The following is a 24,345-nucleotide window of genomic DNA, read 5'->3' as shown; positions in this document are numbered from 1 at the left end:
ATGACAGAAACAAGGACGCCCCGCATTGTTGTCGTCGGTGGGGGAGCAGGCGGGCTGGAACTGGTAACGAAGCTGGGCGACAAGCTCGGCCGCAAGGGGCAGGCGCAGGTGGTGCTGGTAGACCGCCTGCCCACCCACATCTGGAAGCCGCTGCTGCATGAAGTGGCAGCCGGCAGCATGGATCCCAACACGCACCAGCTGGAATACGCGGCGCAGGCGCGCTGGCATCATTTCGAGTTCCAGCTGGGCGAGCTGACGGGCATCGACCGCACCCGCAAGACCATCTCGGTGTCGCCCAGCTTCGACGAGGACGGCGCCGAACTGCTGCCGGCGCGCGAGCTGCCCTATGACACGCTGGTGCTGGCGATCGGCTGCGTCACGCATTTCTTCGGCGTGCCCGGCGCGGCCGGGAATGCCATCGCACTGGACGTCGTGGCGCAGGCCGAGCGCTTCCGCAAGCGGCTGATCGCGGCCTGCGTGCGTGCCCAGAACGGGCGCGGGCGCGTGGGCGAGGACGGCCGGCCGCGCGTGGACGTGGCCATCATCGGCGCGGGCGCCACCGGCGTGGAGCTTTCGGCCGAACTGCGCAACACCGCGCACGTGCTCAGCGCCTACGGTCTGCACCAGCTTGACCCGCGCCGCGATGTGCATATCCACGTGATCGAGGCCGGCCCGCGCATCCTGCCGGCGCTGTCCGAGCGGGTCTCGGTCGAGACCGCCAAACTGCTGAAGAAGCTCGACGTCGATGTCCTGACCAGCGAGCGCGTGACCGAGGTCACCCCGCTGGCGGTGCTGACCGCCAGCGGCAAGCATATCGATGCTGACCTGACGGTGTGGGCGGCGGGCATCACCGCGCCGCCGGTGCTGGCCACGCTGGGGCTGCCGGTCAGCCGCCAGGGCCAGATCGTGGTCGGCCCGACGCTGCAAAGCGAGGGCGACCCGGACATCTTCGCCTTCGGCGACTGCGCCAGCTGCCCGTGGCCCGAGAAGCAGACCACGGTGCCGCCGCGCGCACAGGCCGCGCACCAGCAGGCCACCTTCCTCTATAACGCGCTGCGCGCCCGGCTGGACGGGCGCCCGCTGCCGTCGTTCGCCTTCCAGGACCTCGGCTCGCTGGTGTCGCTGGGGCATTTCAGCGCGGTGGGCAGCCTGATGGGCGGGTTGATCGGCGGCTCGATGTTCATCGAAGGGCTGATGGCGCGCGTCATGTACACGTCGCTCTACCGGATGCATGTGATGGCGCTGCACGGCGCCGTGGGCATGGCGCTGGACACGGTCTCGCACTGGCTGCGCCGCAAGACCAGCCCGCGCGTCAAGCTGCACTGACGCGCGCCGGGCCGAGGCTTCCCGCGCTGCACCATGCCGCGCTGGCGGCTGGCGTGCGGGGGCGGCTGCAAAGCCGCCCCATGTTTTCTCCATGTCTGCTTAAAATCTGCCGCTGGCGCCGCATCTCGGCCCAGCCACCAACGATCCTGGAGACACGCATGCTCAAACCGGAAGTGGATAGCCTCGTCCCCGGCCAGACGTTCGACCGCCGCGGGTTTGTCAAGACGGCGCTGGGTTCCGCCTTTGCGGCTGCGGCGCTGCCGGTGATGGCCCAGCAGGCCATCAAGACCGACTTTGCGGGCCTGACGGCCGGCGAGGTCACCATCCCCTCGGGCGGCTTCAGCATGCCGGCCTACCGCGCCCAGCCCGAAGGCAAGAAGAACCTGCCGGTGGTGCTGGTGGTCAGCGAGATCTTCGGCGTGCACGAGCATATCGCCGACGTGTGCCGGCGCTTTGCCAAGCTCGGCTACCTGGCGATCGGGCCGGAACTGTTCGCGCGCCAGGGCGATCCGCAGAGCTTCGGCACCATCCAGGCGCTGCAGCGCGAGGTGATCGCCAAGGTGCCTGACACGCAGGTGATGGGCGACCTGGACGCCGCGGTGGCCTGGGCCGGTGCCAACGGCGGCGACGTGTCGCGCCTCGCTATCACCGGCTTCTGCTGGGGCGGGCGCATGACCTGGCTCTACGCCGCGAACAGCAAGCGCCTGAAGGCCGGCGTGGCCTGGTACGGCCAGCTGGCGCCCGAGCCGACCCCGCTCAAGCCGAAGAATCCGATCGACCTGGTCGGCCAGCTCCATGCGCCGGTACTCGGCCTGTATGGCGGCAAGGACACCGGTATCCCGCTGGAGCAAGTGGAGAGGATGAAGTCCGCGCTGGCGGCGTCGTCCGACCCGGAAGCCAAGGCCTCGCGCTTTATCGTCTATCCCGAGTCCGGCCATGCCTTCCATGCCGATTACCGGCCCAGCTACCGTGAAGCCGACGCCAGGGACGGCTGGCAGAAGTGCCTGGACTGGTTCAGGCAGCACGGCGTGGCCTGATCCGGCCGTCCGGGCGCCGCGAGGCGCCTCTCGCGCGACAGCAGGATTGCAAAGTCCCGGTGGATACGTACAATGCGGCCTTTGAGTTATTGCAACATTGTTGCGTTAGCCGCCCGGCGCGATGCGGGCGGAACGGCGGGGCCGCCCGCTACCGCCACCCCGGGAGCCCATCATCCATTCGACGCTTTTGTATATCTTGCTCGCCGCCACGATCTCGGGGGTGGGCAGCATCTTCGGGGCGGCGCTGCTGTCGCTGACGGTGGCGTCCCGCGTGGTCGAGCGCATGGTGAGCTTTTCGGTGGGCGTGCTGCTGGCCACCGCGCTGCTGCATTCGCTGCCCGAGGCATTCGAGTCCGGCGCCGACCCGCGCGCGCTGTTCGGCACGCTGCTGGCGGGGCTGCTGGGCTTCTTCCTGCTGGAAAAGATCTCGCTGCTGCGCCACTCGCACCACCACGAGGGCGACGGGCACCACCACCACCACGGCCATGACCGCGAGGAAGCGGGCCGCAGCGGCCTGACCATCCTGGTCGGCGACACCTTCCACAATTTTGCCGACGGTATCGTGATTGCGGCGGCCTTCCTGGCCGATCCGCATATCGGCGTGGTCACCGCGCTGGCGATCGCGGCGCACGAAATTCCTCAGGAAGTGGGCGACTTTATTGTGCTGCTCAACGCCGGCTTCTCCAAGGCGCGCGCCTTCGCCTTCAACCTGCTGTCGAGCCTGGCGGCCATTGCTGGCGGGGTGGTCGGGTACTTCCTGCTCGACCAGCTGAGCGGATGGATTCCCTACGTGCTGGTGATCGCGGCCAGCAGCTTCGTCTATATCGCCGTCAGCGACCTGATGCCGCAGATGCAGCGCAAGCCGCGCTGGCGCGAATCGGCGATCCAGGTGGTGCTGGTGGCAGCGGGCATCTCTGCGATCGTCTTCATCACCAACGGCGTGCACGAGCGGCACAGCCACGGCGGGCACGGCCATGCCGCGCCCGTCGCATCTTCACACTGACTTCAGGCGGCCCCGGTAGCAACCGGGCGCGCCGGGTCGGCGCACCATTCGCTCCATGATCCCGGGTAGAGCGCCGCGCCCCCCAGGCCGGCTGCTTCCAGTGCCAGCAGGTTGTGGCAGGCGGTGACGCCGGAGCCGCACTGCATCACCGCCTGCGCCGGGGCGCGTCCGGCCAGGACCGCGCCGAATTCCGCGCGCAGGGTCTCGGCCGGCTTGAAGCGGCCGTCCGTCCCCAGGTTGTCCTTGAAGAAGCGATTGACCGCGCCCGGGATATGGCCGCCGACCGGGTCCAGCGTTTCGTTCTCGCCGCGGAAGCGGTCGGGGGCGCGGGCATCCACCACCAGCAGCCTGGCGCTGTCGAGGTTGCCGACCAGCGCGGCTGCGTCGACGGTGGGCACCAGCGATTTGCTGCGGCCGATCTTGCCGGGGAATTCCGGCTCGTGCGCGGCATCGTGCTCCAGCGGCAGGCCGGCCTTGACCCAGGCGTCCTTGCCGCCGTCGAGCACGGCCACGGCATCGTGGCCGATCCAGCGCAGCAGCCACCACAGCCGCGCGGCGAACATGCCGCCCTGGGCGTCGTAGGCCACCACGGGGGTGTCGTCATTGACGCCCAGCGCCTGCAGGCGCGCGACGAAGTCGTCGGCATCCGGCAGGGGGTGGCGGCCGTTGCTGCCGGTCTGGGGGCCGGACAGTTCGTTGTCCAGGTGCAGGTAGAAGGCGCCGGGCAGGTGGCCAGTGCGGTAGGCCTCGCGGCCGGCGGCCGGGTCGGCCAGGTCGAAGCTGCAGTCGATCACGACGCAGCCGCCGGGGGTGGCCAGCAGCGCTTGCAGTGCGGTGACGGAAATCAGCGGTTTCTGCATGGGAATCCTGTTGCGATCGATGGGAATGGGTCTATCCACCAGAGGATGCTACACCTCGGGGTGGACTTCCGCCTCCGGCGACTTGACCGGCGTGGCCGGCGTGGGCTTGGCATCGGTGCCCTGGCGCGCGCGCATCAGCGTGGTGGCGATGCCGCTGGCGATGATCAGCCCCATGCCCAGCCACGACAGCCAGTTCAGCCGGTCGGACCAGATCAGCATGCCCCATACGCTGGAAAATACGATGCCGGCGTATTGCAGGTTGGCGGTCAGCAGCGTGTTGCCGCGCTTGTACGCGCGCGTCATTGCGGTCTGGCCCAGCGTGGCCAGGATGCCGATGGCCAGCAGCAGGCCGGCGCCGTACCAGGTGTGCGGGCTGGTGCCGCCCAGCAGCATCCACGCCAGCCCGGCGATCATGCCGACCAGCGAGAAATAGAACACGATGCGGCCCTCGGGCTCGCCCAGCTGGCCGAGCTGGCGCACCTCGACATAGGCCAGCGCCGTGAACATGCCCGAGATCAGCCCGACCAGGCCGCCGGTCAGCTGGTCCTTGCCGACTGAAGGCTGCAGCAGGCAGATCACGCCGGCAAAGGACAGCAGGATCGCCAGCACCAGGCGCCGGTCGGCATTGCCGCCGGTGCCGGCCAGCGCCGCGCCGGCGCCCAGGATCAGCGCGATCGACACCGGCGACATGTAGTTCAGCGTCATCGCGGTGGCCAGCGGCAGCAGCGAGATCGAGGTGAACCACAGCATCAGCGCGGTCACGCCGAATACGCTGCGCTTGATGTGCGACAGCATGTAGGGCGTGCGCACCGGGACCCCGCGCGAAGACAGCAGCACCCACATGATGACCACGCTGATCAGGCCGCGGTAGAAGACGATCTCGCCGGTGGTATAGAGATCGGATGCCAGCTTGACGCCAACCCCCATCAATGAGAAGGCGAAGGCGGCGAACAGCATCCAGAGCGATTGCATGGCGAGGGTGTGGTGAAGCGAACAGAAGCGAAGGAGGGCGTCCGGCGCGCGAGCGGGGCTTCGCGGCTGGCCCCACGCCGCGAAAGCGGTCTGGCGCGGCGGCATGGCCGCCGGCGCCAAACGATGATTCTAGCAGCGCACATTGCGTCCCAAAGCAAAACGGACCGCCGCGGCGGTCCGTTCCTGCGTGGGCTGTGCGGTTATCGCACCGGCCGGCTTGCGATCAGTCGGCGTAAGCCATGGCGCGGCGATACCACTCATGGAAATGCTGCATGCCGTCTTCCATCGGCGACTGGTACGGGCCGACTTCGCTGGTGCCGCGCTTGAGCAGCGCCAGCCGGCCGGCATCCATGCGCTCGGCGATCTCGTCGTCCTCGATGCAGGTTTCCATGTAGGCGGCGCGCTCGGCCTCGACGAACTCGCGCTCGAACAGCGCGATTTCCTCGGGGTAGTAGAACTCCACCACATTGCGCGTCTTGCGCGGGCCGATCGGGTGCAGCGTCGAGATCACCAGCACGTTCGGGTACCACTCCACCATGATATTGGGGTAGTAGGTCAGCCAGATCGCGCCGTGCTTGGGCAGCACGCCGTCGTTGAAGCGCAGCACCGCGTCGTGCCACTTCTGGTACGTCGGGCTGCCGGGGCGCTTCAGGCCGGCATGCAGGCCCACGGTCTGCACGCTGTGCCACTCGCCGAACTCCCACTTGAGGTCGTCGCACGAGACGAAGCTGCCCAGCCCCGGGTGGAACGGCACGACGTGGTAGTCCTCCAGGTAGACCTCGATAAAGGTCTTCCAGTTGTAGTCGCACTCGTGCACCTCGACATGGTCCAGCATGTAGCCGTCGAAGTTCAGGTCGTGCGCCACGCCCAGCCTGGCCAGGTCGGCGCGCACGTCGCGCTTGCCGTCGAACAGCAGGCCGTTCCAGTTCTGCAGCGGTGAGCGCTTCAGGTGCAGGCAGGGTTGCTTGTCGAAATGCGGCGCGCCGAGCAGCTCGCCCTTCAGGTCGTAGGTCCAGCGGTGCAGGGGGCAGACGATGTTCTGCGCATTGCCGCGGCCGTTGAGCATGATGGCCTGGCGGTGGCGGCAGACGTTGGACATCAGTTCGATGCCGGCGGCGTTGCGTACCAGCATGCGCCCTTCGTCCTCGGCCCTGAGCGTGTGGTAGTCGCCGACTTCCGGAACCATCAGCTCGTGGCCGATATAGCCCGGGCCATTCCTGAACAGCAGTTCGAGTTCTTGTTGATGCAGCGCTTCGTCGAAATAGACGCCGACGGGCAGTTGCGAATCAGCCGGCGCCAGGTTGAGCGCGGTGCTGAGATTGGACATTATCCCCACTCCCAGATGAACAGGTGAAAGCAGTGAACAACCCAACCATCGAAAATGGAATCGATTTGGGAAAGACAGTCGCCAAGTCGGGAGAGACTCCCATACACCCCTGGCGGCGAACGGGGGATTGTACCCGAGCCAAAAAGTTAAGGGCCTGATTTTTTTGCCTTTTTAGCGAAAAAGTCGACCCGGGTCGTCATCTGGGTGCCGTACCGGGCGCATTCGGAAAGACGACCCGAGCGCACAAGTCACATATGCCCCAAAGGCACTCATCGGAGGCTGCCGCGCGGATGCGCAAGGATGGGGCAAGGGCCGGCTTTGGCGTAAAATCCGGGCTTCCCCATCCGGGTTTCCTTATGATTCGACCGGATTCCATATTTCCAGGGCCAGACATGCCAAAAACGATGACCGCTCCGGTCCAGACCGACGACACCACCGCGGCCTCGGCGCCGCCCGCTTCCTACGAAGCGGCAATGGCCGAGCTCGAGACCCTGGTGGCCAGCATGGAGAGCGGCGAACTGCCGCTCGAGGCATCGCTGGCGGCCTACCGCCGAGGCGCCGAGCTGGTGCGCTACTGCCAGCAAAAGCTGGAGCGCGTGGAGCAGCAGGTCAAGGTGCTGGAGGGCGACGTGCTCAAGCCGCTGGCCGGCGAAGGCAGTGGTGCAACCGGTGGCAATGGCGGCGCGTCGGGGGCGGACGACGAATGACCGACTTCGCCCAATGGATGCAGGCGCAGGGCGCCCGGACCGAAGCCGCGCTGCAGGCAGCGTTGCCCGATGCCAACACCGTGCCGCATACGCTGCACGAAGCCATGCGCTATGCTGCACTGAGCGGCGGCAAGCGCGTGCGGCCGCTGCTGGTGCATGCCGCCGGCGAAGTCAGCGCGGCGGTCCCCGCCGCCTGCGACGCGGCGGCCTGCGCGGTGGAGATGATCCATGCCTATTCGCTGGTGCACGACGACATGCCCTGCATGGACGACGACGACCTGCGCCGCGGCCGGCCCACGGTGCACAAGGCCTATGATGAGGCCACCGCATTGCTGGTTGGCGACGCGCTGCAGACCCAGGCCTTTGTCGTGCTGGCCGGTGCCGGGGCGATCGCGCCCGCGGCGCGGCTGCAGCTGGTGGCCGAGCTGGCGCTGGCGTCGGGCTCGACCGGCATGGCCGGCGGCCAGGCGATCGACCTGCAGAACGTCGGCCGCGCCATGACGCGCGAGGCGCTCGAGGCCATGCATCGCATGAAGACCGGCGCGCTGTTGCGCGCCAGTGTGCGCATGGGTGCGCTATGTGGTGAAATTGACGCCCAGGGCCTGGCTGCGCTGGACCGCTATGCGGCGGCAGTGGGATTGGCGTTCCAGGTGGTTGACGATATTCTGGACGTCACTGCCGATACCGCCACGCTGGGCAAGACCGCCGGCAAGGACGCCGCCCATGACAAGCCGACCTATGTGTCGCTGATGGGACTTGACCCGGCACGCGCACTGGCCGGGACGCTGCGCGCCGAGGCACACGAGGCGCTGGCCGGCTTTGGCGAGCGCGCGGACCGCCTGCGGGACCTGGCGGACCTGATCGTGCTGCGCACACACTAAACAGAGAGCCGGCCGAACGGACATCATGACCTACGCACTTCTCAACAAGATTGACGCCCCCGCAGACCTGCGCAAGCTCGACCGGCGTGAGCTCCAGACCCTGGCGGACGAACTGCGCGCCTATGTGCTGGAGTCGGTCTCGCAGACCGGCGGCCACCTGTCGTCCAACCTGGGCACGGTCGAGCTGACCATCGCGCTGCACTACGTCTTCAATACCCCGGACGACCGGCTGGTGTGGGACGTGGGCCACCAGAGCTACCCGCACAAGATCCTGACCGGGCGCCGCGAGCGCATGGGCACGCTGCGCCAGTGGGGCGGCATCTCGGGCTTCCCGCGCCGCAGCGAGAGCGAATACGACACCTTTGGCACGGCGCATTCGTCGACCTCGATCTCGGCTGCGCTGGGCATGGCGCTGGGCGCGCGCACGCTGGGCGAGAAGCGCGTCTCGGTGGCGGTGATCGGTGACGGCGCCATGACCGCGGGCATGGCCTTCGAGGCCCTGAACAACGCCGGCGTCTACAAGGACCTGCCGCTGGTGGTGGTGCTCAACGACAACGACATGTCGATCTCGCCGCCAGTGGGCGCGCTCAACCGCCACCTGGCGCGGCTGCTGAGCGGCCAGTTCTACGCGGCCACCAAGAAGGGCATCGAGAAAGTCCTGTCGGTGGCGCCGCCGGTGCTGGAGTTCGCCAAGCGCTTCGAAGAACATGCCAAGGGCATGATGGTGCCGGCCACGCTGTTCGAGGAATTCGGCTTCAACTACATCGGCCCGATCGACGGCCATGACCTGAACTCGCTGGTGCCGACGCTGCTGAATATCCGCCAGCGCGCACTCGAGGGCGCGGGCCCGCAGTTCCTGCACGTGGTGACCAAGAAGGGCCAGGGCTACAAGCTGGCCGAAGCCGACCCGATCCTGTACCACGGCCCCGGCAAGTTCGATCCGGCCGAGGGCATTCGCCCGGCGGCCAAGCCCGCGCGCAAGACCTACACCCAGGTGTTCGGCGACTGGCTGTGCGACATGGCCGCGGCCGACAAGCGCCTGGTCGGCATTACCCCGGCGATGCGCGAGGGTTCGGGCATGGTCGAGTTCGAGAAGCGCTTCCCCGACCGCTACTACGACGTGGGCATCGCCGAGCAGCACGCCGTGACCTTTGCCGGCGGCCTGGCCTGCGAGGGCCTGAAGCCGGTGGTGGCGATCTACTCGACCTTCCTGCAGCGCGGCTATGACCAGCTGATCCACGACGTGGCGCTGCAGAACCTGCCGGTGGTGTTCGCGCTGGACCGCGCCGGCCTGGTCGGCGCCGACGGCGCCACGCACGCGGGTGCCTACGATATCGCCTACCTGCGCTGCATCCCCAACATGATGGTGATGACGCCGTCTGACGAGAACGAGTGCCGTCAGCTGCTGACCACGGCGTTCCACCAGACCTGCCCGAGCGCCGTGCGCTATCCGCGCGGCTCCGGCCCGGGCGCGGCCATTGCCGCCGAGCTCACCACCGTGCCGGTCGGCAAGGGCGTGGTGCGTCGCGAGGGCGGTGCGCGCGCGGGGCATCGCGTGGGCTTCCTGGCGTTCGGCTCGATGGTGCACCCGGCCCTCGGTGCCGCCGAGGCGCTGGACGCCGCGGTCGCCGACATGCGCTTCGTCAAGCCGCTCGACGTGGAACTGGTCAAGCGCCTGGCCGCGGAGAACGACTACCTGGTGACGGTGGAAGAGGGCAGCGTGATGGGCGGCGCCGGCAGCGCCGTGCTCGAAGCGCTGGCCGAGGCCGGCATCGACAAGCCGGTGCTGACGCTGGGCCTGCCCGACCGCTTCGTCGACCACGGCGACCCGGCCTATCTGCTGCAGCAATGCGGCCTGGATGCGGCTGGCATCGAGCGCTCGGTGCGCGAGCGCTTCGGGCTGGACCAGCCCAAGGTCACGGTCGCCTCGCGCGTGGCCTGATCACCTGCTGTCCCGAAGGGGATTCGGCCCTCGCGCCACGAGTGCGTCCGAATTCCCTTAAACTCCCCTTTTTTTGTGTTCGCAGCTGCGGGCCGGCGCGCCATTTGCCGGATCCCGTGGTTTCACACTCGTTGCGCGGCATGGATGGACTGCGAAAATGCCGCGACCGTAAGGGCTCGTGCCGCCCCCTTGGGTGCGACCCTGGAGGAAACCGTAGATGAATGACATCAATCCCGCCTTCGTCATGCCCGACGTCCAGTCGAGCCCCGACACCCGCCAGATTCCGATCCAGCGTGTCGGTGTCAAGGGCGTGCGTTATCCCGTGACCCTGAAGACCCCGACCGGCATCGTGCCGACCGTGGGCACCTTCAATCTCGACGTGCACCTGCCGGCGGACCAGAAGGGCACGCATATGTCGCGCTTCGTCGCACTGCTGGAAGAAGAGCGCGCTCCGCTGGAGCTGTCCAGCTTCCGGCTGATGCTGGACAAGATGCTGGAAAAGCTGGAAGCCGAGGCTGGCCGTATCGAGGTCACCTTTCCGTACTTCATCAGCAAGATCGCGCCGGTGTCGGGCGTGGAGTCGCTGCTGGACTATGAGGTCACGCTGACCGGCGAAGTGCGCAACGGCGCCACGCGCGTGTTCCTGAAGGCGCTGGTGCCGGTGACCAGCCTGTGCCCGTGCTCGAAAAAAATCTCGCAGTACGGCGCGCACAACCAGCGTTCGCATATCACCATGGACGTGGAACTGGCCGGCGAGCTGCCGGTGGAAGCACTGGTCCGCATGGCCGAGGAAGAGGCTTCATGCGAGCTGTGGGGCCTGCTCAAGCGCCCCGACGAGAAGTTCGTCACCGAGCGCGCCTATGAGAACCCCAAGTTCGTCGAGGACCTGGTGCGCGATATTGCCATGCGGCTGAACGCGGATGACCGCATCGTGGCTTATGTGCTGGAGGCGGAGAACTTTGAGTCGATCCACAACCACAGCGCGTATGCGGTGATCGAGCGGGACAAGCGCGTCGACTGACCGCGTTGTCGCTGCAACAGAAAGAGCCACCGCATGCGGTGGCTCTTTCTTTGGTCCGGTTCAGGCCGCCGAAGGCAGGCGGATATCCGCCAGGTCCCAGCGCGGCGTCACGCCGTAGCCATACTCGTGCCGTGCCAGTTCGGGCGCGGCCTGCAGGCGCATCGCGCCGGCAAACGCGATCATCGCGCCGTTGTCGGTGCAGAACGCCAGGTCCGGGTAATAGACCTCAAGCTTGCGTTGCTTGCCAAGCTGGTCCAGCCGCTCGCGCAGTTGCCGGTTGGCGCCCACCCCCCCGGCCACCACCAGCCGCTTGTGGCCGGTCTGCTTGAGCGCCGCCATCGACTTGGCGGCCAGCACGTCGACAATGGCATCGACAAAGGCGCGCGCCAGGTTGGCGCGGTCCTGCTCGCAGGTATTGGCGAGCTTGCGGGTTTGCGTCAGCACCGCGGTCTTCAGCCCGGCGAAGGAGAAATCCAGGTTGCCAGAATGCAGCATCGGCCGCGGCAGCGCAAAGGCGCCGGGGATGCCGAATTCGGCCAGCCGCGACACTTCCGGGCCGCCCGGATAGCCCAGGCCCAGCAGCTTGGCGGTCTTGTCGAAGGCCTCGCCGGCGGCGTCGTCCAGTGTCTCGCCCAGCAGCGTGTAGTCGCCGATGCCGCGCACTTCCATCAGTTGCGTATGCCCGCCCGACACCAGCAGCGCCACGAACGGGAAGGGCGGCGGCTCGCGCGTCAGCAGCGGCGACAGCAGGTGGCCTTCCAGGTGGTGCACGCCCACCATCGGCACGTTCAGCGCAAAGCCCAGTGCATTGGCCACCGAGGCGCCCACCAGCAGTGCGCCGGCCAGACCAGGGCCCTGGGTGAAGGCGATGGCGTCGATGTCCTGGCGCGTACGGCCGGCATCGGCCAGCACCTGCTCCAGCAGCGGCAGCACGCGGCGGATATGGTCGCGCGACGCCAGTTCCGGCACCACGCCGCCGTAGTCGCGGTGCATGGCGATCTGCGAGTGCAGCGCATGCGCGAGCAGGCCGGCCCCGGTGTCATAGAGGGCGAGGCCGGTTTCGTCGCAGGAGGATTCGATGCCGAGGACAAGCATGGGAAGCGCATAGGGCCGTCTCCGGTCAGGGAAACGGCTGTCGAAACAACAGGTTGCAGGAAGCGCGCAGGGTAGCACAGCGGCGCGCGGCGTGCTTTTCGCTACAATCTGCCCTTTCTCTGGCGGTGGCAATACACATGGATGCGCGAGGCGTGCAATGAGCGGGGCAACATCGGCCCGGACGGGCCGGTATGACGTGGCCGTGCTGGGTGCGGGCGCGGCCGGCATGATGTGTGCCGCCGTGGCCGGCCAGAACGGCGCGCGCGTGGTGCTGATCGACCATGCCACCAAGCTTGCCGAGAAGATTCGCATCTCCGGTGGCGGGCGCTGCAATTTCACCAACCTGCAGGCCGGGCCGGCCAACTATCTGTCGTCCAATCCGCACTTCTGCCGTTCGGCGCTGGCGCGCTACACACCGCAGGATTTTCTTGGCCTGATGCGCCGCTATGGCATCGACTGGCACGAGAAGCATCGCGGCCAGCTGTTCTGCAATGACAGCGCCGAAGACGTGATCGCCATGCTGCGCGCCGAATGCGACACCGGCCACGTGCGCTGGCAGACCGGGTGCACCGTGGCCGAGATCCGGCGCGAGGGCGACGACTTCCTGCTGCTCACCGCCACCGGCACGGTGCGGGCCGGGGCGCTGGTGGTGGCCACCGGCGGGTTGTCGATTCCCAAGATCGGCGCCACTGACTTTGGCTATCGGATCGCGCGGCAGTTCGGGCTGGGCATTGTCGAAACCCGCCCGGCGCTGGTGCCGCTGACTTTCGATGGCAAGGACTGGGCGCCGTTCGCGCCGCTGGCCGGCGTGTCGCTGGAAGTGGATATCGCCACCGGCAGCGGCAAGGCGGCTGGCGCTTTCCGCGAAGACCTGCTGTGGACGCACCGCGGCCTGTCCGGTCCCGCCGTGCTGCAGATCTCAAGCTACTGGCGCCCCGGCACGCCGATCGCCATCGACCTTTTTGATGGCGAGGATGCCGCCGCCTGGTTGCTGGAGCAGAAGGCCGGCAGCCGCAAGCACCTGGGCAACCTGCTGGCGCAACGGCTGCCGGCGCGGCTGGCCGATGCCTGGTGCGCGGCCTCGGGCGTGGATGCAACCATGCCGCTGCATGATGTGACCGACAAGGGCCTGCGCAAGCTGGGGGCCACGCTCAACGGCTGGCGCATCGTGCCGTCGGGCACCGAGGGCTACCGCAAGGCCGAGGTCACGCTGGGCGGCGTCGACACGCGGGCGCTCTCGTCGACCACCATGATGGCCCGCGAGGTGCCCGGCCTGTATTTCATCGGCGAGGTGGTGGACGTGACCGGCTGGCTGGGCGGCTACAACTTCCAGTGGGCATGGGCATCCGCGGTGGCGGCGGGGCAGGCCGCGGCAGAGGCATCGCGCACCGCGTCGGCAGGGCAATCGGTAGCCCAGGGGTAGTCTGGCGATGGCTGGAGGGCAATGCGCGGCACTCGGCAAGTGTCACTGCACGCCACTTCCCCGTTGGATTGTTGATGCTACAATCCAGAACTTCGTAGAGCCGCTTATCCCGAAAATTCTTTATTTTCTGGCCAAATGACCACGATCCGTCTCAAGGAAAACGAGCCTTTTGAAGTTGCCATGCGCCGTTTCAAGCGCACCGTCGAGAAGAACGGGCTGCTCCCGGAACTGCGGGCACGCGAGTTTTACGAAAAGCCCACCGCCGCGCGCAAGCGCAAGAAGGCAGCCGCCGAAAAGCGCCATTACAAGCGCATCCGCGGCCAGATGCTGCCAAAGAAACTATACTGACCCGGCGCTCCCGCTTGCATCCGACCCGCTGTGGCATACGCTTCGGCGGGTTTTTGCGTTCTGGGCCTTGCAGCGGGCGGTCGCCGCCGCCACCTGTGAGTGTCCACCCACTTTCTGGAAGATCACGATGTCCCTCAAAGCCCGTATCAGCGAAGACATGAAGGCCGCCATGCGCGCCCGCGAAACGGAGCGCCTCGGCACCATCCGCCTGCTGCTGGCCGCCATCAAGCAGCGCGAAGTCGATGAGCGCGTGGAACTGGACGATACCGCTGTGCTGGCCGTGGTCGAAAAACTGATCAAGCAGCGCAAGGACTCGATTTCGCAATTCCAGCAGGCAGGCCGCAATGACCTGGCCGACAAGGAACTGGCCGAGATCGAGGTGCTGAAGGTCTACATGCCCGCCGCGCTGTCCGACGAGGAGGTCGCCGCCGAAGTCCGGCAGGCCGTTGCCGACACTGGTGCCGCCGGTCCGCAGGACATGGGCAAGGTCATGGGCGTGCTCAAGGGCAAGCTGGCCGGCCGTGCCGACATGACCGCCGTATCGGCCCTGGTCAAGGCCGCACTCGCAGCAAAGTAAATACTGATTTAATCGGTTGCTGGCAAGATAAGCGCCGGATCTGCGTGGTTCGGTGCAGTTGCGCGGAGATGTCATACAGTCCGGGCGGCTCTATCACGCTGCACTACAATATTCCGATAGCAGCCGGGCGCCGCACCGGTCACGCATTCCTAAAAGAAGCCGCCCGCCGCGGGACGGCCATGCCTCAGGACGGTCAGTCGGGTGATTCCGCAATCCTTTATTCAGGACCTGCTCAACCGTGTCGACATTGTCGATGTGGTGGGCAAGTATGTGCAGCTGAAGAAGGGCGGCGCCAATTTCATGGGGCTGTGCCCCTTCCATAACGAGAAATCACCGTCATTCACGGTGTCGCCGACCAAGCAGTTCTACCACTGCTTCGGATGTGGCGCCCACGGCTCGGCCATCGGCTTCCTGATGGAGTTTTCCGGCCAGTCCTACCCGGAAGCGGTGCGCGAACTGGCCCAGTCAGTTGGCATGAGCGTGCCGGAAGAGCGCGACCGGCTGCCGCCCGGGCAGCGCGCGGAGCAGCAGGCCCGTTCGGTGGCGCTGTCCGACGCCATGACCCGCGCCACTGATTTCTACCGCCGCCAGCTGCGCGGCGCGCCGCAGGCGGTCCAGTATCTGAAGGGCCGCGGCCTGACCGGCGAGATCGCCGCCAACTTCGGCCTGGGCTATGCCCCGGATGACTGGCAGGGCCTGGAGGCCGTGTTCGGCAGCTATCGTGATGACAACGTGTCGGCGCCGCTGGTCGAGTGCGGCCTGCTGATCGAAAGCGAGAAGCGTGATGCGGACGGCAAGCCGCGCCGCTACGACCGCTTCCGCGACCGCATCATGTTCCCTATCCGCAACACCAAGGGGGCCGTGATCGGCTTCGGCGGCCGCGTGATGGGGCAGGGCGAGCCGAAGTACCTGAACTCGCCCGAAACCCCGCTGTTCAGCAAGGGCACGGAGTTGTACGGGCTGTTCGAGGCCCGTCACGCGATCCGGGAAACCGGCTACGTGCTGGTGGTCGAAGGGTATATGGACGTCGTGGCGCTGGCCCAGCTCGGTTTTGCCAATGCCGTTGCCACCCTGGGCACGGCGTGCACCCCCGTGCATGTGCAGAAGCTGCTGCGCCAGACCGACGCCGTGGTGTTCTCGTTCGATGGCGATTCCGCCGGGCGCCGCGCGGCCCGGCGCGCGCTGGAGGCCTGCCTGCCGCATGTGGCGGACAACAAGACTATCCGCTTCCTGTTCCTGCCGGCCGAGCACGATCCCGACAGCTATGTGCGCGAAGAGGGCACCGAGGCCTTTGCCACCCAGGTGCGCAATGCCATGCCGCTGTCGCGTTTCCTGCTGCAGTCGGTCACCGAGGACCTGGACCTGCGCCAGCCCGAGGGCCGCGCCCGGGCCCAGTATGAGGCCAAGCCGCTGCTGCAGGCCATGCCCGCCGGCGGCCTGAGGCTTCAGATTGTGCGCGAACTTGCCGATGCCACGGGAACGACACCCGCGGAGATCGAGGCCATTTGTGGGCTGCGCAGCGATCCGGCCCGCGTCGGCCGCTTTGCCCAGCCGCGCCCGCGCACCCGCCGCCAGGCCCCGACCGGGCTGGAGCAGCGGGTGATCCAGCTGCTGATGTGCTATCCGGCGCTGTCGGCAAGGCTTGACGAGGATGCGCGCGCGCTGCTGCTGGGCGGCGAGAGCGGCGACAGTGAAGTGCTGGCACACCTGGTGGAGGCGTGCGACAGCGTGCAGGGCGAGGTCAATTTTGCTGCCTTCAGCGAACACCTGGCCCAGTCGCCCTATGCCGAGGTCTATGCCGTGGCGCGTACCGCGGTGCTGCGGGAAGAGATCGAAGAAGCACCCGCAATACAGGATTTCGATGCGGCCATTACCAAGCTGCTGGCCGAGCCTTTGCGGCGCGAACTCGACGGCCTGCAGGCGGAGGTGGTGGCCGGCACGGCCGATGAAGCGGCCAAGCAACGCATGCGCTGGCTGGTGGGCGAAATCCACCGGCGGCGCCAACTTGGCTGAGGTGCCTGTGGGCGCTCTGGCTATCAACCAGGAGGCAGCAGCAAGCGTTGGATAAGGGACTGGGCCCGGCCCCGCCGAGCTTAAGCCTTGATTTTTCAGGTGAAAACCTCACCTGACAGGGAGCCGGCTATGTGTGGCGTGCTACAATAGACGGTTTGGATTGCGAAATCTTTCTCTCCAGTTCTGGTGAAAGTGAGCGTGCCAATGGCAAAGGCCAAAGCAACCGAAAGGGTTACCTCTAAAGCTCCCCAATCAGGGAGCGGCAAGGCGTCTGTGAAAACAACGGCGGCGAAGACATCGACCGCGTCAGTCAAGACACCAGCCCGGTCTGCGCCATCAAAGTCCGTGCGTAGCGCGCAAGCGCCCGCCGTGACGACTCCCGCCAGGACTCGCACATCCGAAATGACAAAGGCCTCGACTTCGGCACGCGAGAGCGGCAAGAGCGCCAGTACGAGCGGCAAGGTCGCCGCATCTGCACCAGTGAAAGGCAAGAGTATCACCGTGGCGAAACAGCAGAATACCGAAGTCGAGAGCAAGCGAGCGGCAGCCGCCGGCGCCAAGAGTGGGGAAGCCAAGGCTGGCACCACCACGACGGCAACCAAGGCGCGTGCCGCGACACCTGCATCCGTTGCATCCGAGCGTCCCGCTGCGCCGGCAATCAAGCCGGAGCCGAAAAAGCGTGGCCGCAAGCCCAAGGCCGAGATGCAGCACGACGACAGCACAACAGACGACGTGACTGAAGAGTTTTACGAGAACGATACGCGCGCGGCGGCAACACCGTCCGCGGCGCCGAAAACCGAAAAGCAGAAAGCCAAGGACCGCAAGGCCAAGGAAAAGGCCCTGCTCAAGGAGTTCGCCTCGACGCAGCAGGGCACCGAAGAAGAGCTTGAACTGCGCCGCCAGAAGCTCAAGGCGCTGATCAAGCTGGGCAAGTCGCGCGGCTACCTGACCTACGCGGAAATCAACGATCACCTGCCGGACGACATGGTCGATTCGGAAACGATCGACACGCTGGTCGCCACGCTGAACGACATCGGCATCGCTGTCTACGAACAAGCGCCGGATGCCGAGACGCTGCTGCTCAACGACAACGCCCCGTCCGCCACCAGCGAGGAAGAGGCCGAGGAAGAGGCCGAAGCGGCCCTGTCCACGGTGGACTCCGAGTTCGGCCGCACCACCGACCCGGTGCGCATGTACATGCGCGAAATGGGCACGGTCGAGCTGCTGACGCGCGAAGGCGAAATCGAGATCGCCAAGCGCATCGAGGCCGGCCTGAAGGACATGGTGATGGCGATTTCGGCTTGCCCGGTCACCATCTCCGAGATCCTGGCCCATGCCGAGCGCGTGGCCAACGACGAGATCAAGATCGACGAATTTGTCGACGGCCTGATCGACCCGAACGCTGAGGATGTGGCCGAGTCTCCGGCTGCAGCCGCTGCGCCTGCCGCTGAAGAGGACCTCGAGTCCGACGACGAGGAAGACGCCGACGAGGATGAGGACGATGAAGGCGGCGCCGGTGCCGGCGCCTCCGCGCGCCAGCTGGAAGAACTGAAGCAGAACGCGCTGGAGAAATTCCGCGTGATCGCCGAGCAGTTCGACAAGATGCGCCGCGCGTTCGAGAAGGAAGGCTACAACTCCAAGCCCTACGTCAAGGCACAGGAAGCCATCCAGGCCGAACTGATGGGCATCCGCTTCACCGCCCGCAATGTCGAGCGCCTGTGCGACACGCTGCGCGGCCAGGTGGACGAAGTGCGCAAGCTCGAGCGTGCCATCCTGAACACCATCGTGGACAAGTGCGGCATGCCGCGCGCCGAGTTCGTCGCCCGCTTCCCTGGCAACGAGACCAACCTCGAGTGGGTCCACACCATCGTCGCCGACGGCAAGCCCTACAGCACCATCGTCGAGCGCAATGTACCGGCCGTGCATGAGCTGCAGCAGAAGCTGATCGACCTGCAGTCGCGCGTGGTGCTGCCGCTGAAGGAACTGAAGGGCGTCAACCGCAAGATGGCCGAGGGCGAGCGTCGTGCCCGCGAAGCCAAGCGCGAGATGACCGAGGCCAACCTGCGCCTGGTGATCTCGATCGCCAAGAAGTACACCAACCGCGGCCTGCAGTTCCTCGACCTGATCCAGGAAGGCAATATCGGCCTGATGAAGGCAGTGGACAAGTTCGAATACCGCCGCGGCTACAAGTTCTCGACCTACGCCACGTGGTGGATCCGCCAGGCCATCACGCGCTCGATCGCCGACCAGGCGCGCACCATCCGTATTCCGGTGCACATGATCGAGACCATCAACAAGATGAACCGCATCTCGCGCCAGATCCTGCAGGAAACCGGCAATGAGCCGGATCCGGCAACGCTGGCCGAGAAGATGGAGATGCCGGAAGACAAGATCCGCAAAATCATGAAGATCGCCAAAGAGCCGATCTCCATGGAAACGCCGATCGGTGACGACGACGACTCCCATCTGGGCGACTTCATCGAGGACACCAACACGCTGGCCCCGGCCGAAGCGGCGCTGCACGGCTCCATGCGCGACGTCGTCAAGGACGTGCTGGACTCGCTCACGCCGCGCGAAGCCAAGGTGCTGCGCATGCGTTTCGGCATCGAAATGAGCACCGACCACACGCTGGAAGAGGTCGGCAAGCAATTCGACGTCACGCGTGAGCGTATCCGCCAGATCGAGGCCAAGGCACTGCGCAAGCTGCGCCACCCGAGCCGCTCGGACAAGCTGAAGAGCTTCCTGGAAGGCAACTAAACGCTTCCAAGGGCCTCTAGCTCATGCCTGGTTAGAGCAGCGGACTCATAATCCGTTGGTGCCGTGTTCGACTCACGGGAGGCCCACCAATGTGAAAAGGGACTGCAGGTGATACCTGCAGTCCCTTTTTTTCTGCTGTCTCGAACTACCGCTTAATCCTGCGCCGTCACCAACCCCATCGCCGGGTCGCTAACCGTATGCCTGCCAGTCTCCACCCGCCCCGCAAAGCGTCGGTAGAAGGCCGGGTCGCTGTCGCATGTCACGGCAAAGTCATACCACTGTCCGCTTTCCTCGAGCGACCAATGCACGGATTTGTCGCCGTTGGCGCCGACAGTGACTGGCCACGGGCCATCGGTTCGGTACGCGAGCGCCTGGATGTTGAAGTGGCAGGCCTTGCGGCCGGCGTTGATCAGGTCGACGTAAACATCGCCATTGGCAATGTCGTAGCAGACGCGGATCTCCGGTGCGATGCCAGTGTCGCCGATGCGGTTGGTATCGCCGCGGAAATGGCGGTGGAAGCCGTTGGGGCCCAGCACCCACAGGTCGTATTGCCCGGCGTTGTCCTGGAACACGTTCCAGGTGTCGCTCAGGGACTTGCCGGCTTCCACGACATAGCGGCGCGGAATGCGTCCCAGCTGGTAGCGGTTGTAGACGTGGAACACCGCGGCTTGCGTGCCGGTGTTGGCGAACACCAGTTCGACCTGCCCCACGGCGCTGCAGCGCGCGCTGGCGTGCAGCTCATATGGCAGCGCGCGTGACGGGCGGGTGCCGGTGGCCTGCAGCGGCAATTGCATGTCGACCGGCAGCGGCACCGCGGGCAGGGCCTGCTGGGCCTTGCGGAGCTGGTCGGCGTCGCCGCGCGTGGTGCGGCCGCCCAGGGTGGGCAGGGCTTCTGAGTTGGGCGTCTTGAAGTTGAACGCGCTGGTCAGGTCGCCGCATACGGCGCGGCGGAACGGGCTGATGTTGGGTTCGGCCACGCCGAACCGCGCTTCCAGGAAGCGCAGCACGGAGGTGTGGTCGAACACCTGGGAATTGACCCAGCCGCCGCGGCTCCACGGCGAGATCGCGTAAAGCGGCACGCGCGGCCCGGGACCGTAGACGCGGCCGTCCGCAGCGGGCTGAGTCCTGCTGCCCGGCGGCGCCGGATGGTTGAAGTACTCGGCCTGCATTTCGGCGTCGCTCAGCGTTGCCTTGCCGGCCAGCGTCCTGTCGGGGTTCACCGACGGCGCGGAGGGGGAGGGGACGTGGTCGAAGTAGCCGTCGTTCTCGTCGAAGTTGACCAGCAGCACGGTCTTGCTCCAGACCTCGGGCACGGCGGTCAGCGCGTCCAGCACTTCCTGCAGGAACCACGCGCCCTGGACCGGGCTGGAGGGGCCGGGATGCTCGCAGTAGATCGATGGCGCGTTGATCCAGGAAACCTGCGGCAGCCTGCCTTCCTTGATATCGCGGCGCAAGGCGTCGAGGTATTCCTCGGGTCTGGTGCCGGGCAGGGTGTTGGCCACGCCCTTGTACAGCGGATTGGCGGCGTTGTCGGTGGCCGCATCGTAGGCGTGGTACGGCAGCGGCTGGCCGGTGTTGGCATAGGGCGCGCCCGGCGCGCCTCCGCTGGATACCGGAAAGCCCGACGCCAAGTTGGCCTTGCGGAACTGCTGGAATGCACCCAGCATGTTGTCGCCCCATTCGTCCGGCATGTTCTGGTAACAGATCCAGCTGATGCCGGCTGCTTCCAGCCGCTCGGCGTAGGTCTTCCAGGTGTAGCCGGTGTTGGCCGAGGCGGGCAGGCCGTCGATCGCATCCCACTCATTGTTGACGAAGGCGACGTTGGCGGCGGTCGGGCCGTTGGTGCCGGTCAGGTGGAACGAACGGTTCGCGTCAGTGCCCGTATGCATCGAGCAGTGGTAGGCGTCGCACAGCGTGAAGGCATTGGCCAGTGCGAACTGGAACGGGACCTCTCTCTCCTTGAAGTAGCCCATTGACGTATTGGTCTTGTACGTCGGCCAGTTGGCCATGCGGCCGTGGTCCCAGGCCTGTTGGCTGTCCACCCAGGCATGCGGCGTGCCGGCCGCGCGCTGCGCGTTGTTGTTGGTGCCATCCAGGTGATACGGAGTCAGCACGGCGCCGTTGGAGCGCTGTTGCTGCCATACCTTGCGCGCATTGGGCAGCGGGATGGTGAAGCGGTCGCCGAACCCGCGCACGCCCTTGAGTGTGCCGAAGTAGTGGTCGAAGGAACGGTTCTCCTGCATCAGGATCACCACATGCTCGACATCGTTGATGGTGCCGGTGGCATTGTTGGCCTGGATCGCCAGGGCCTTGCGGATGCTGGGCGGGAACGCGGCCAGCGCGGCGGCGGCGAAGCCGGTGCCGGCTGCGGCTTGCAGGAACTTGCGGCGAGAGACCATGGTCTTGTCGGATTGCGTCGGGGCTTGCGTTGTCAGGGGGCGCAGCGGATCACCGGGTCGGGCCGCTTGTCTGGCTTCTTGCCGGTTTGTTCCGGTTGTGCGTTCGGCGTGACAGTCGCGGACGGCGACAGGTTGCCGCCGCCGTCATCGCCACCGCATGCGGTGAGCAATGCCGCCGCGATCAGGGTCGCGGCCAGGGTTCTCGGGAGTTTGCAGGGGAGCATCGGGTTCGCCTGGCTGAGTTGGTGTGGCGGCTGCTGGGAGCCGGAGCCAGGCGAGTGTAGGAAGGCGGGGTGACGTGCCGATGACAGCATGTCCGGCGCCGATCCGTGCCGTCCGCCGGGCTGGCGGACGGCAGGCAGGATGGCTACTTCCAGAAGCCTGCGTGCGGTGCCGCGGCTTCGTCCTCCAGCACCGGCCCGACCACATCCACCTGGCGCTGACCGCGCGCGAACACTTCGCGGCAGGGCAGCGAAAAGGTCGGGTTCTCCGGGTGGTCGCCGGTCAGGCCCAGCAGCTTGTGCTCTGACAGCGCATAGACCACGCGCCCGATGCCGGTCCAGTAGATCGCGCCGGCGCACATGCAGCACGGCTCCGCGCTGGTGTAGAGGGTGCAGTTGGCCAGTTGCTCAGGCGGCAGCGCACGGGCGGCCTGCGCGGCGGCGACCAGTTCGGCGTGCTGGGTCGGGTCGCCCTCCGGCGGCATCGAGTTGTTGCCGGCGCTGGCGATGATATTACCGGCCTGGTCGGCCACTAGCGCGGCGAACGGATGGCGGCCGCGGGCCCTGGATGCATCGGACAGCGCGATCGACTGGCGCAGCAGCCCCAGGTCGAGCGGCGACAGTTCGGTGCCGGACGGGTCTGTGATTCGGGTCATGCTTGGGGTCTCCGGTTGGTGAAAAGAAATCAGGAACGGGTCGACTCTTCGGCTTGCGCTGGCAGCAGCGGTGCTTCCGTGCTGGCCTGCGCGTCGCTTGGAAGCCGCTTCCGCCTCTGGCAGGGCGGATCGGGCAGGGCCGGCCGGGTTTGCGGGGATTTGTGATCCCTCGGCCGTTGCGGCATCATCTCGGCAATTTCATTGGTACAACAAATCAATACCTATCGATCCGGTCGATGGGTCGCGGGAGGGTGGCCATGCGCTTTTCGCTGGACCAGTTGCAGGTATTCGCTCTGGTGGTTGAAACAGGCTCCTTTTCCGCCGCCGCGCGGCGCCTGGGCAAGACCCAGTCCACGATCAGCGCGGCGGTGGCTAACCTGGAGATCGACCTGGGCGTGCCGCTGTTCGACCGCAGCAGCCGCAATCCGGCGCTGACCGAGGCCGGCCGCAAGCTGCTGACCGAGGCCGAAGCGGTGCTGGAGCGCTGCCTGTCGCTGCAGGCCCATGCCGCCAGCTTGGCCGATGCCAACCCGCCCGGGCTGACGCTGGCGATAGAGATCCCGTACCACGCGGTGATGCCGGTGCTGGCCGAATTCGAGCGGGAGTTCCCGTATGTCGACCTGACCATCCGCAACCCGGTCTACGGCGATGTCAGCGAACTGGTGCTGCAGGGCGAGGCCGAGCTCGGCATTGCCTTCGCGCAGCCGCACTACGCGCCGGAACTGGCCTTCGTGCAGTTGGGCAAGCTGATCATGGTGCACGTGGTGCACCCGGGACACCCGCTGGCCGGGCGCGAGCAGGTCTCGTTTGCCGACCTGCATGCCTATCGGCGCCTGGCCTTCAGCGCGCATGCCGACAAGCTGCCCACCAGCGAATACCTGCGCGCGGCGCGGGTGTGGCGCGCCGAAAGCTACCTGGCGCTGGTCGAGATGGTGAAAAGCGGGCTGGGCTGGGCCACGCTGCCGCGGCAACTGGTGCGCGCGGCGCTGGAGCGCGGCGAACTGGTGGAACTGGACCTGGCGGCCTATCCGTACACGGACTGGCTGGTCAGCGTCGACCTGATCTGGGCGAAGTCGGGCCGGCCGCAGGGCCGGGCCGAGCAGTGGCTGCGGCAGCGCTTCCGGGAAAACATGGTGTTCGAGGTCGACCGGCGTGGGCAGCGGACCACCCGCTGAGAGCATGGCGATGGACTATGGTAGTCAGACGCAATCGCGCGTTTGATCCGATTCGCCCGATTCAATCCGATTCAATCTGACCAGGAGTAAAGCCCATGTCCTATATCGACGGATTCGTATTGGCCGTTCCCCAGGCCACTCGCGAGACCTATCGCCAGGTGGCGCAGAAGGCAGCCGCGGTGTTCAAGGAGCACGGCGCGCTGAAGGTGGTGGAATGCTGGGGTGACGATGTGCCGGAAGGCAAGGTCACGTCCTTTACCATGGCGGTGCAGCGCAAGGAGGATGAAGCGGTGGTGTTCGCGTGGATCCTGTGGCCGTCACGCGAGAAGCGCGACACGGGCATGAAGGCGGCGATGGCAGACCCGCGCCTGAAGGAAGGCATGGATCCGATGCCGTTCGACGGCCAGCGGATGATCTTTGGTGGCTTCGAGGTGATTGTCGACGAGTGAGCGGGCCGGGCGCCGGCGTGGCAGCGCTGGCGCCCGGCAAGCCAGTTCAGATCAGGTGGAAGACCATGCCCAGGGCAATCGCGCCGCCCAGGGTCTCCACTGCTGCGAGGGCGAGAAGGTTCTTCAGTACGAAAGCGTCTTCTTTCTTCGTCACCA

Annotated in this window: 22 protein-coding genes and 1 tRNA gene; 15 read left to right on the top strand and 8 right to left on the bottom strand. The window is 66.5% G+C overall.

The features are described 5' to 3' along the window. The 3 genes from A3A5_RS0116465 to A3A5_RS0116455 all read left to right on the top strand — a co-directional run bounded on the left by A3A5_RS0116465 (position 1) and on the right by A3A5_RS0116455 (position 3,366). Positions 1–1,326: an NAD(P)/FAD-dependent oxidoreductase gene (locus A3A5_RS0116465; RefSeq protein ID WP_018311649.1), complete on the top strand. Its 1,326-nt coding sequence runs from the start codon at positions 1–3 to the stop codon at positions 1,324–1,326. 158 nt (positions 1,327–1,484) lie between these two features. Next, positions 1,485–2,363 carry a dienelactone hydrolase family protein gene (locus A3A5_RS0116460; protein ID WP_018311648.1) on the top strand — a complete coding sequence of 293 codons (879 nt, stop codon included), beginning with the start codon at positions 1,485–1,487 and terminating at the stop codon, positions 2,361–2,363. Positions 2,364–2,484: 121 nt separating this feature from the next. Then, complete coding sequence (locus A3A5_RS0116455; protein WP_026200840.1) at positions 2,485–3,366, top strand: ZIP family metal transporter; 882 nt, start codon at positions 2,485–2,487, stop codon at positions 3,364–3,366. Between the two features lie 2 nt (positions 3,367–3,368). On the opposite strand, the gene A3A5_RS0116450 is transcribed toward A3A5_RS0116455, so the two are convergent. The 3 genes from A3A5_RS0116450 to A3A5_RS0116440 form a co-directional block, all read right to left on the bottom strand. Continuing rightward, positions 3,369–4,226 carry a sulfurtransferase gene (locus A3A5_RS0116450; RefSeq protein ID WP_018311646.1) on the bottom strand — a complete coding sequence of 286 codons (858 nt, stop codon included), beginning with the start codon at positions 4,224–4,226 and terminating at the stop codon, positions 3,369–3,371. 48 nt (positions 4,227–4,274) lie between these two features. Next, positions 4,275–5,198 carry a DMT family transporter gene (locus A3A5_RS0116445; protein WP_026200839.1) on the bottom strand — a complete coding sequence of 308 codons (924 nt, stop codon included), beginning with the start codon at positions 5,196–5,198 and terminating at the stop codon, positions 4,275–4,277. A 223-nt stretch (positions 5,199–5,421) separates the two neighbouring features. Further along, entirely contained in the window at positions 5,422–6,525 is a 1,104-nt protein-coding gene (locus A3A5_RS0116440; RefSeq protein ID WP_018311644.1) for an SRPBCC family protein, read from the bottom strand. Between the two features lie 392 nt (positions 6,526–6,917). On the opposite strand from A3A5_RS0116440, the gene A3A5_RS0116435 reads away from it, so the two are divergent. From A3A5_RS0116435 to folE2, 4 genes are all read left to right on the top strand, one after another. Next, a complete protein-coding gene (locus A3A5_RS0116435; protein ID WP_026200838.1) occupies positions 6,918–7,232 on the top strand; it encodes an exodeoxyribonuclease VII small subunit in 315 nt (104 codons plus the stop codon). Next, a complete protein-coding gene (locus A3A5_RS0116430; RefSeq protein ID WP_018311642.1) occupies positions 7,229–8,113 on the top strand; it encodes a polyprenyl synthetase family protein in 885 nt (294 codons plus the stop codon). The genes A3A5_RS0116435 and A3A5_RS0116430 overlap by 4 nt, the downstream gene beginning before the upstream one ends. A gap of 25 nt (positions 8,114–8,138) precedes the next feature. Then, positions 8,139–10,055, top strand: a complete 1,917-nt coding sequence (gene dxs / locus A3A5_RS0116425) for a 1-deoxy-D-xylulose-5-phosphate synthase (protein ID WP_018311641.1) — start codon at positions 8,139–8,141, stop codon at positions 10,053–10,055. Positions 10,056–10,272: 217 nt separating this feature from the next. Further along, positions 10,273–11,076 carry a GTP cyclohydrolase FolE2 gene (gene folE2 / locus A3A5_RS0116420; RefSeq protein WP_018311640.1) on the top strand — a complete coding sequence of 268 codons (804 nt, stop codon included), beginning with the start codon at positions 10,273–10,275 and terminating at the stop codon, positions 11,074–11,076. A 60-nt stretch (positions 11,077–11,136) separates the two neighbouring features. Here folE2 and tsaD read toward each other — a convergent pair whose 3' ends face one another. Continuing rightward, positions 11,137–12,171: a tRNA (adenosine(37)-N6)-threonylcarbamoyltransferase complex transferase subunit TsaD gene (gene tsaD / locus A3A5_RS0116415; protein ID WP_018311639.1), complete on the bottom strand. Its 1,035-nt coding sequence runs from the start codon at positions 12,169–12,171 to the stop codon at positions 11,137–11,139. A 157-nt stretch (positions 12,172–12,328) separates the two neighbouring features. Here tsaD and A3A5_RS0116410 point away from each other — a divergent pair, with 157 nt between their 5' ends. From A3A5_RS0116410 to dnaG, 4 genes are all read left to right on the top strand, one after another. Further along, on the top strand, positions 12,329–13,594 hold the full coding sequence (locus tag A3A5_RS0116410; protein ID WP_026200837.1) for an NAD(P)/FAD-dependent oxidoreductase: 1,266 nt from the start codon (positions 12,329–12,331) through the stop codon (positions 13,592–13,594). A gap of 135 nt (positions 13,595–13,729) precedes the next feature. After that, complete coding sequence (gene rpsU, locus A3A5_RS0116405) at positions 13,730–13,942, top strand: 30S ribosomal protein S21 (protein WP_018311637.1); 213 nt, start codon at positions 13,730–13,732, stop codon at positions 13,940–13,942. A 127-nt stretch (positions 13,943–14,069) separates the two neighbouring features. Next, complete coding sequence (locus A3A5_RS0116400) at positions 14,070–14,519, top strand: GatB/YqeY domain-containing protein (protein WP_018311636.1); 450 nt, start codon at positions 14,070–14,072, stop codon at positions 14,517–14,519. 201 nt (positions 14,520–14,720) lie between these two features. Continuing rightward, a complete protein-coding gene (dnaG, locus tag A3A5_RS0116395; protein ID WP_018311635.1) occupies positions 14,721–16,532 on the top strand; it encodes a DNA primase in 1,812 nt (603 codons plus the stop codon). A gap of 95 nt (positions 16,533–16,627) precedes the next feature. On the opposite strand, the gene A3A5_RS44825 is transcribed toward dnaG, so the two are convergent. After that, positions 16,628–17,023, bottom strand: coding sequence for a hypothetical protein (locus A3A5_RS44825; protein ID WP_232431361.1), 396 nt, complete (start codon positions 17,021–17,023; stop codon positions 16,628–16,630). Here A3A5_RS44825 and rpoD point away from each other — a divergent pair. Together rpoD and A3A5_RS0116380 are read left to right on the top strand one after the other, a co-directional pair. Continuing rightward, entirely contained in the window at positions 16,935–19,289 is a 2,355-nt protein-coding gene (gene rpoD, locus A3A5_RS0116385; RefSeq protein WP_232431360.1) for an RNA polymerase sigma factor RpoD, read from the top strand. The genes A3A5_RS44825 and rpoD overlap by 89 nt on opposite strands. Before the next feature lie 10 nt (positions 19,290–19,299). Continuing rightward, positions 19,300–19,378 (top strand) — tRNA-Ile (locus A3A5_RS0116380). A gap of 63 nt (positions 19,379–19,441) precedes the next feature. Here the strand turns inward: A3A5_RS0116380 and A3A5_RS0116375 are convergent. The 3 genes from A3A5_RS0116375 to A3A5_RS0116365 form a co-directional block, all read right to left on the bottom strand. Next, positions 19,442–21,688 (bottom strand): phosphocholine-specific phospholipase C, encoded by a 2,247-nt coding sequence (locus A3A5_RS0116375; protein WP_018311632.1) that lies wholly within the window; start codon positions 21,686–21,688, stop codon positions 19,442–19,444. A 32-nt stretch (positions 21,689–21,720) separates the two neighbouring features. After that, positions 21,721–21,912: a hypothetical protein gene (locus tag A3A5_RS0116370; protein WP_018311631.1), complete on the bottom strand. Its 192-nt coding sequence runs from the start codon at positions 21,910–21,912 to the stop codon at positions 21,721–21,723. A gap of 143 nt (positions 21,913–22,055) precedes the next feature. Continuing rightward, positions 22,056–22,565: a nucleoside deaminase gene (locus tag A3A5_RS0116365; protein WP_018311630.1), complete on the bottom strand. Its 510-nt coding sequence runs from the start codon at positions 22,563–22,565 to the stop codon at positions 22,056–22,058. A gap of 257 nt (positions 22,566–22,822) precedes the next feature. Between A3A5_RS0116365 and A3A5_RS0116360 the strand changes: the two genes are divergently transcribed. Further along, a complete protein-coding gene (locus tag A3A5_RS0116360) occupies positions 22,823–23,740 on the top strand; it encodes a LysR family transcriptional regulator (protein ID WP_018311629.1) in 918 nt (305 codons plus the stop codon). A 95-nt stretch (positions 23,741–23,835) separates the two neighbouring features. After that, positions 23,836–24,189, top strand: coding sequence for a DUF1428 domain-containing protein (locus tag A3A5_RS0116355; protein WP_013957521.1), 354 nt, complete (start codon positions 23,836–23,838; stop codon positions 24,187–24,189). Positions 24,190–24,345: the final 156 nt, after the last annotated feature.

This window comes from Cupriavidus sp. UYPR2.512 (assembly GCF_000379565.1).
GTDB lineage: Bacteria > Pseudomonadota > Gammaproteobacteria > Burkholderiales > Burkholderiaceae > Cupriavidus.
This window is presented reverse-complemented; position numbering and strand designations above follow the sequence as displayed.

Excerpts from the sequence above, each read along its gene's own strand:
- A3A5_RS0116465 (WP_018311649.1), top strand. The coding sequence starts at position 1 with ATGACAGAAACAAGGACGCCCCGCATTGTTGTCGTCGGTGGGGGAGCA.
- A3A5_RS0116370 (WP_018311631.1), bottom strand. The coding sequence starts at position 21,912 with ATGCTCCCCTGCAAACTCCCGAGAACCCTGGCCGCGACCCTGATCGCG.
- A3A5_RS0116365 (WP_018311630.1), bottom strand. The coding sequence starts at position 22,565 with ATGACCCGAATCACAGACCCGTCCGGCACCGAACTGTCGCCGCTCGAC.
- tsaD (WP_018311639.1), bottom strand. The coding sequence starts at position 12,171 with ATGCTTGTCCTCGGCATCGAATCCTCCTGCGACGAAACCGGCCTCGCC.
- dxs (WP_018311641.1), top strand. The coding sequence starts at position 8,139 with ATGACCTACGCACTTCTCAACAAGATTGACGCCCCCGCAGACCTGCGC.
- A3A5_RS0116460 (WP_018311648.1), top strand. The coding sequence starts at position 1,485 with ATGCTCAAACCGGAAGTGGATAGCCTCGTCCCCGGCCAGACGTTCGAC.
- A3A5_RS0116375 (WP_018311632.1), bottom strand. The coding sequence starts at position 21,688 with ATGGTCTCTCGCCGCAAGTTCCTGCAAGCCGCAGCCGGCACCGGCTTC.
- A3A5_RS0116430 (WP_018311642.1), top strand. The coding sequence starts at position 7,229 with ATGACCGACTTCGCCCAATGGATGCAGGCGCAGGGCGCCCGGACCGAA.
- A3A5_RS0116355 (WP_013957521.1), top strand. The coding sequence starts at position 23,836 with ATGTCCTATATCGACGGATTCGTATTGGCCGTTCCCCAGGCCACTCGC.
- A3A5_RS0116360 (WP_018311629.1), top strand. The coding sequence starts at position 22,823 with ATGCGCTTTTCGCTGGACCAGTTGCAGGTATTCGCTCTGGTGGTTGAA.
- A3A5_RS0116435 (WP_026200838.1), top strand. The coding sequence starts at position 6,918 with ATGCCAAAAACGATGACCGCTCCGGTCCAGACCGACGACACCACCGCG.
- A3A5_RS0116450 (WP_018311646.1), bottom strand. The coding sequence starts at position 4,226 with ATGCAGAAACCGCTGATTTCCGTCACCGCACTGCAAGCGCTGCTGGCC.
- A3A5_RS0116445 (WP_026200839.1), bottom strand. The coding sequence starts at position 5,198 with ATGCAATCGCTCTGGATGCTGTTCGCCGCCTTCGCCTTCTCATTGATG.
- folE2 (WP_018311640.1), top strand. The coding sequence starts at position 10,273 with ATGAATGACATCAATCCCGCCTTCGTCATGCCCGACGTCCAGTCGAGC.
- rpoD (WP_232431360.1), top strand. The coding sequence starts at position 16,935 with ATGACAAAGGCCTCGACTTCGGCACGCGAGAGCGGCAAGAGCGCCAGT.
- rpsU (WP_018311637.1), top strand. The coding sequence starts at position 13,730 with ATGACCACGATCCGTCTCAAGGAAAACGAGCCTTTTGAAGTTGCCATG.
- A3A5_RS0116440 (WP_018311644.1), bottom strand. The coding sequence starts at position 6,525 with ATGTCCAATCTCAGCACCGCGCTCAACCTGGCGCCGGCTGATTCGCAA.
- A3A5_RS0116410 (WP_026200837.1), top strand. The coding sequence starts at position 12,329 with ATGAGCGGGGCAACATCGGCCCGGACGGGCCGGTATGACGTGGCCGTG.
- A3A5_RS0116400 (WP_018311636.1), top strand. The coding sequence starts at position 14,070 with ATGTCCCTCAAAGCCCGTATCAGCGAAGACATGAAGGCCGCCATGCGC.
- A3A5_RS0116455 (WP_026200840.1), top strand. The coding sequence starts at position 2,485 with ATGCGGGCGGAACGGCGGGGCCGCCCGCTACCGCCACCCCGGGAGCCC.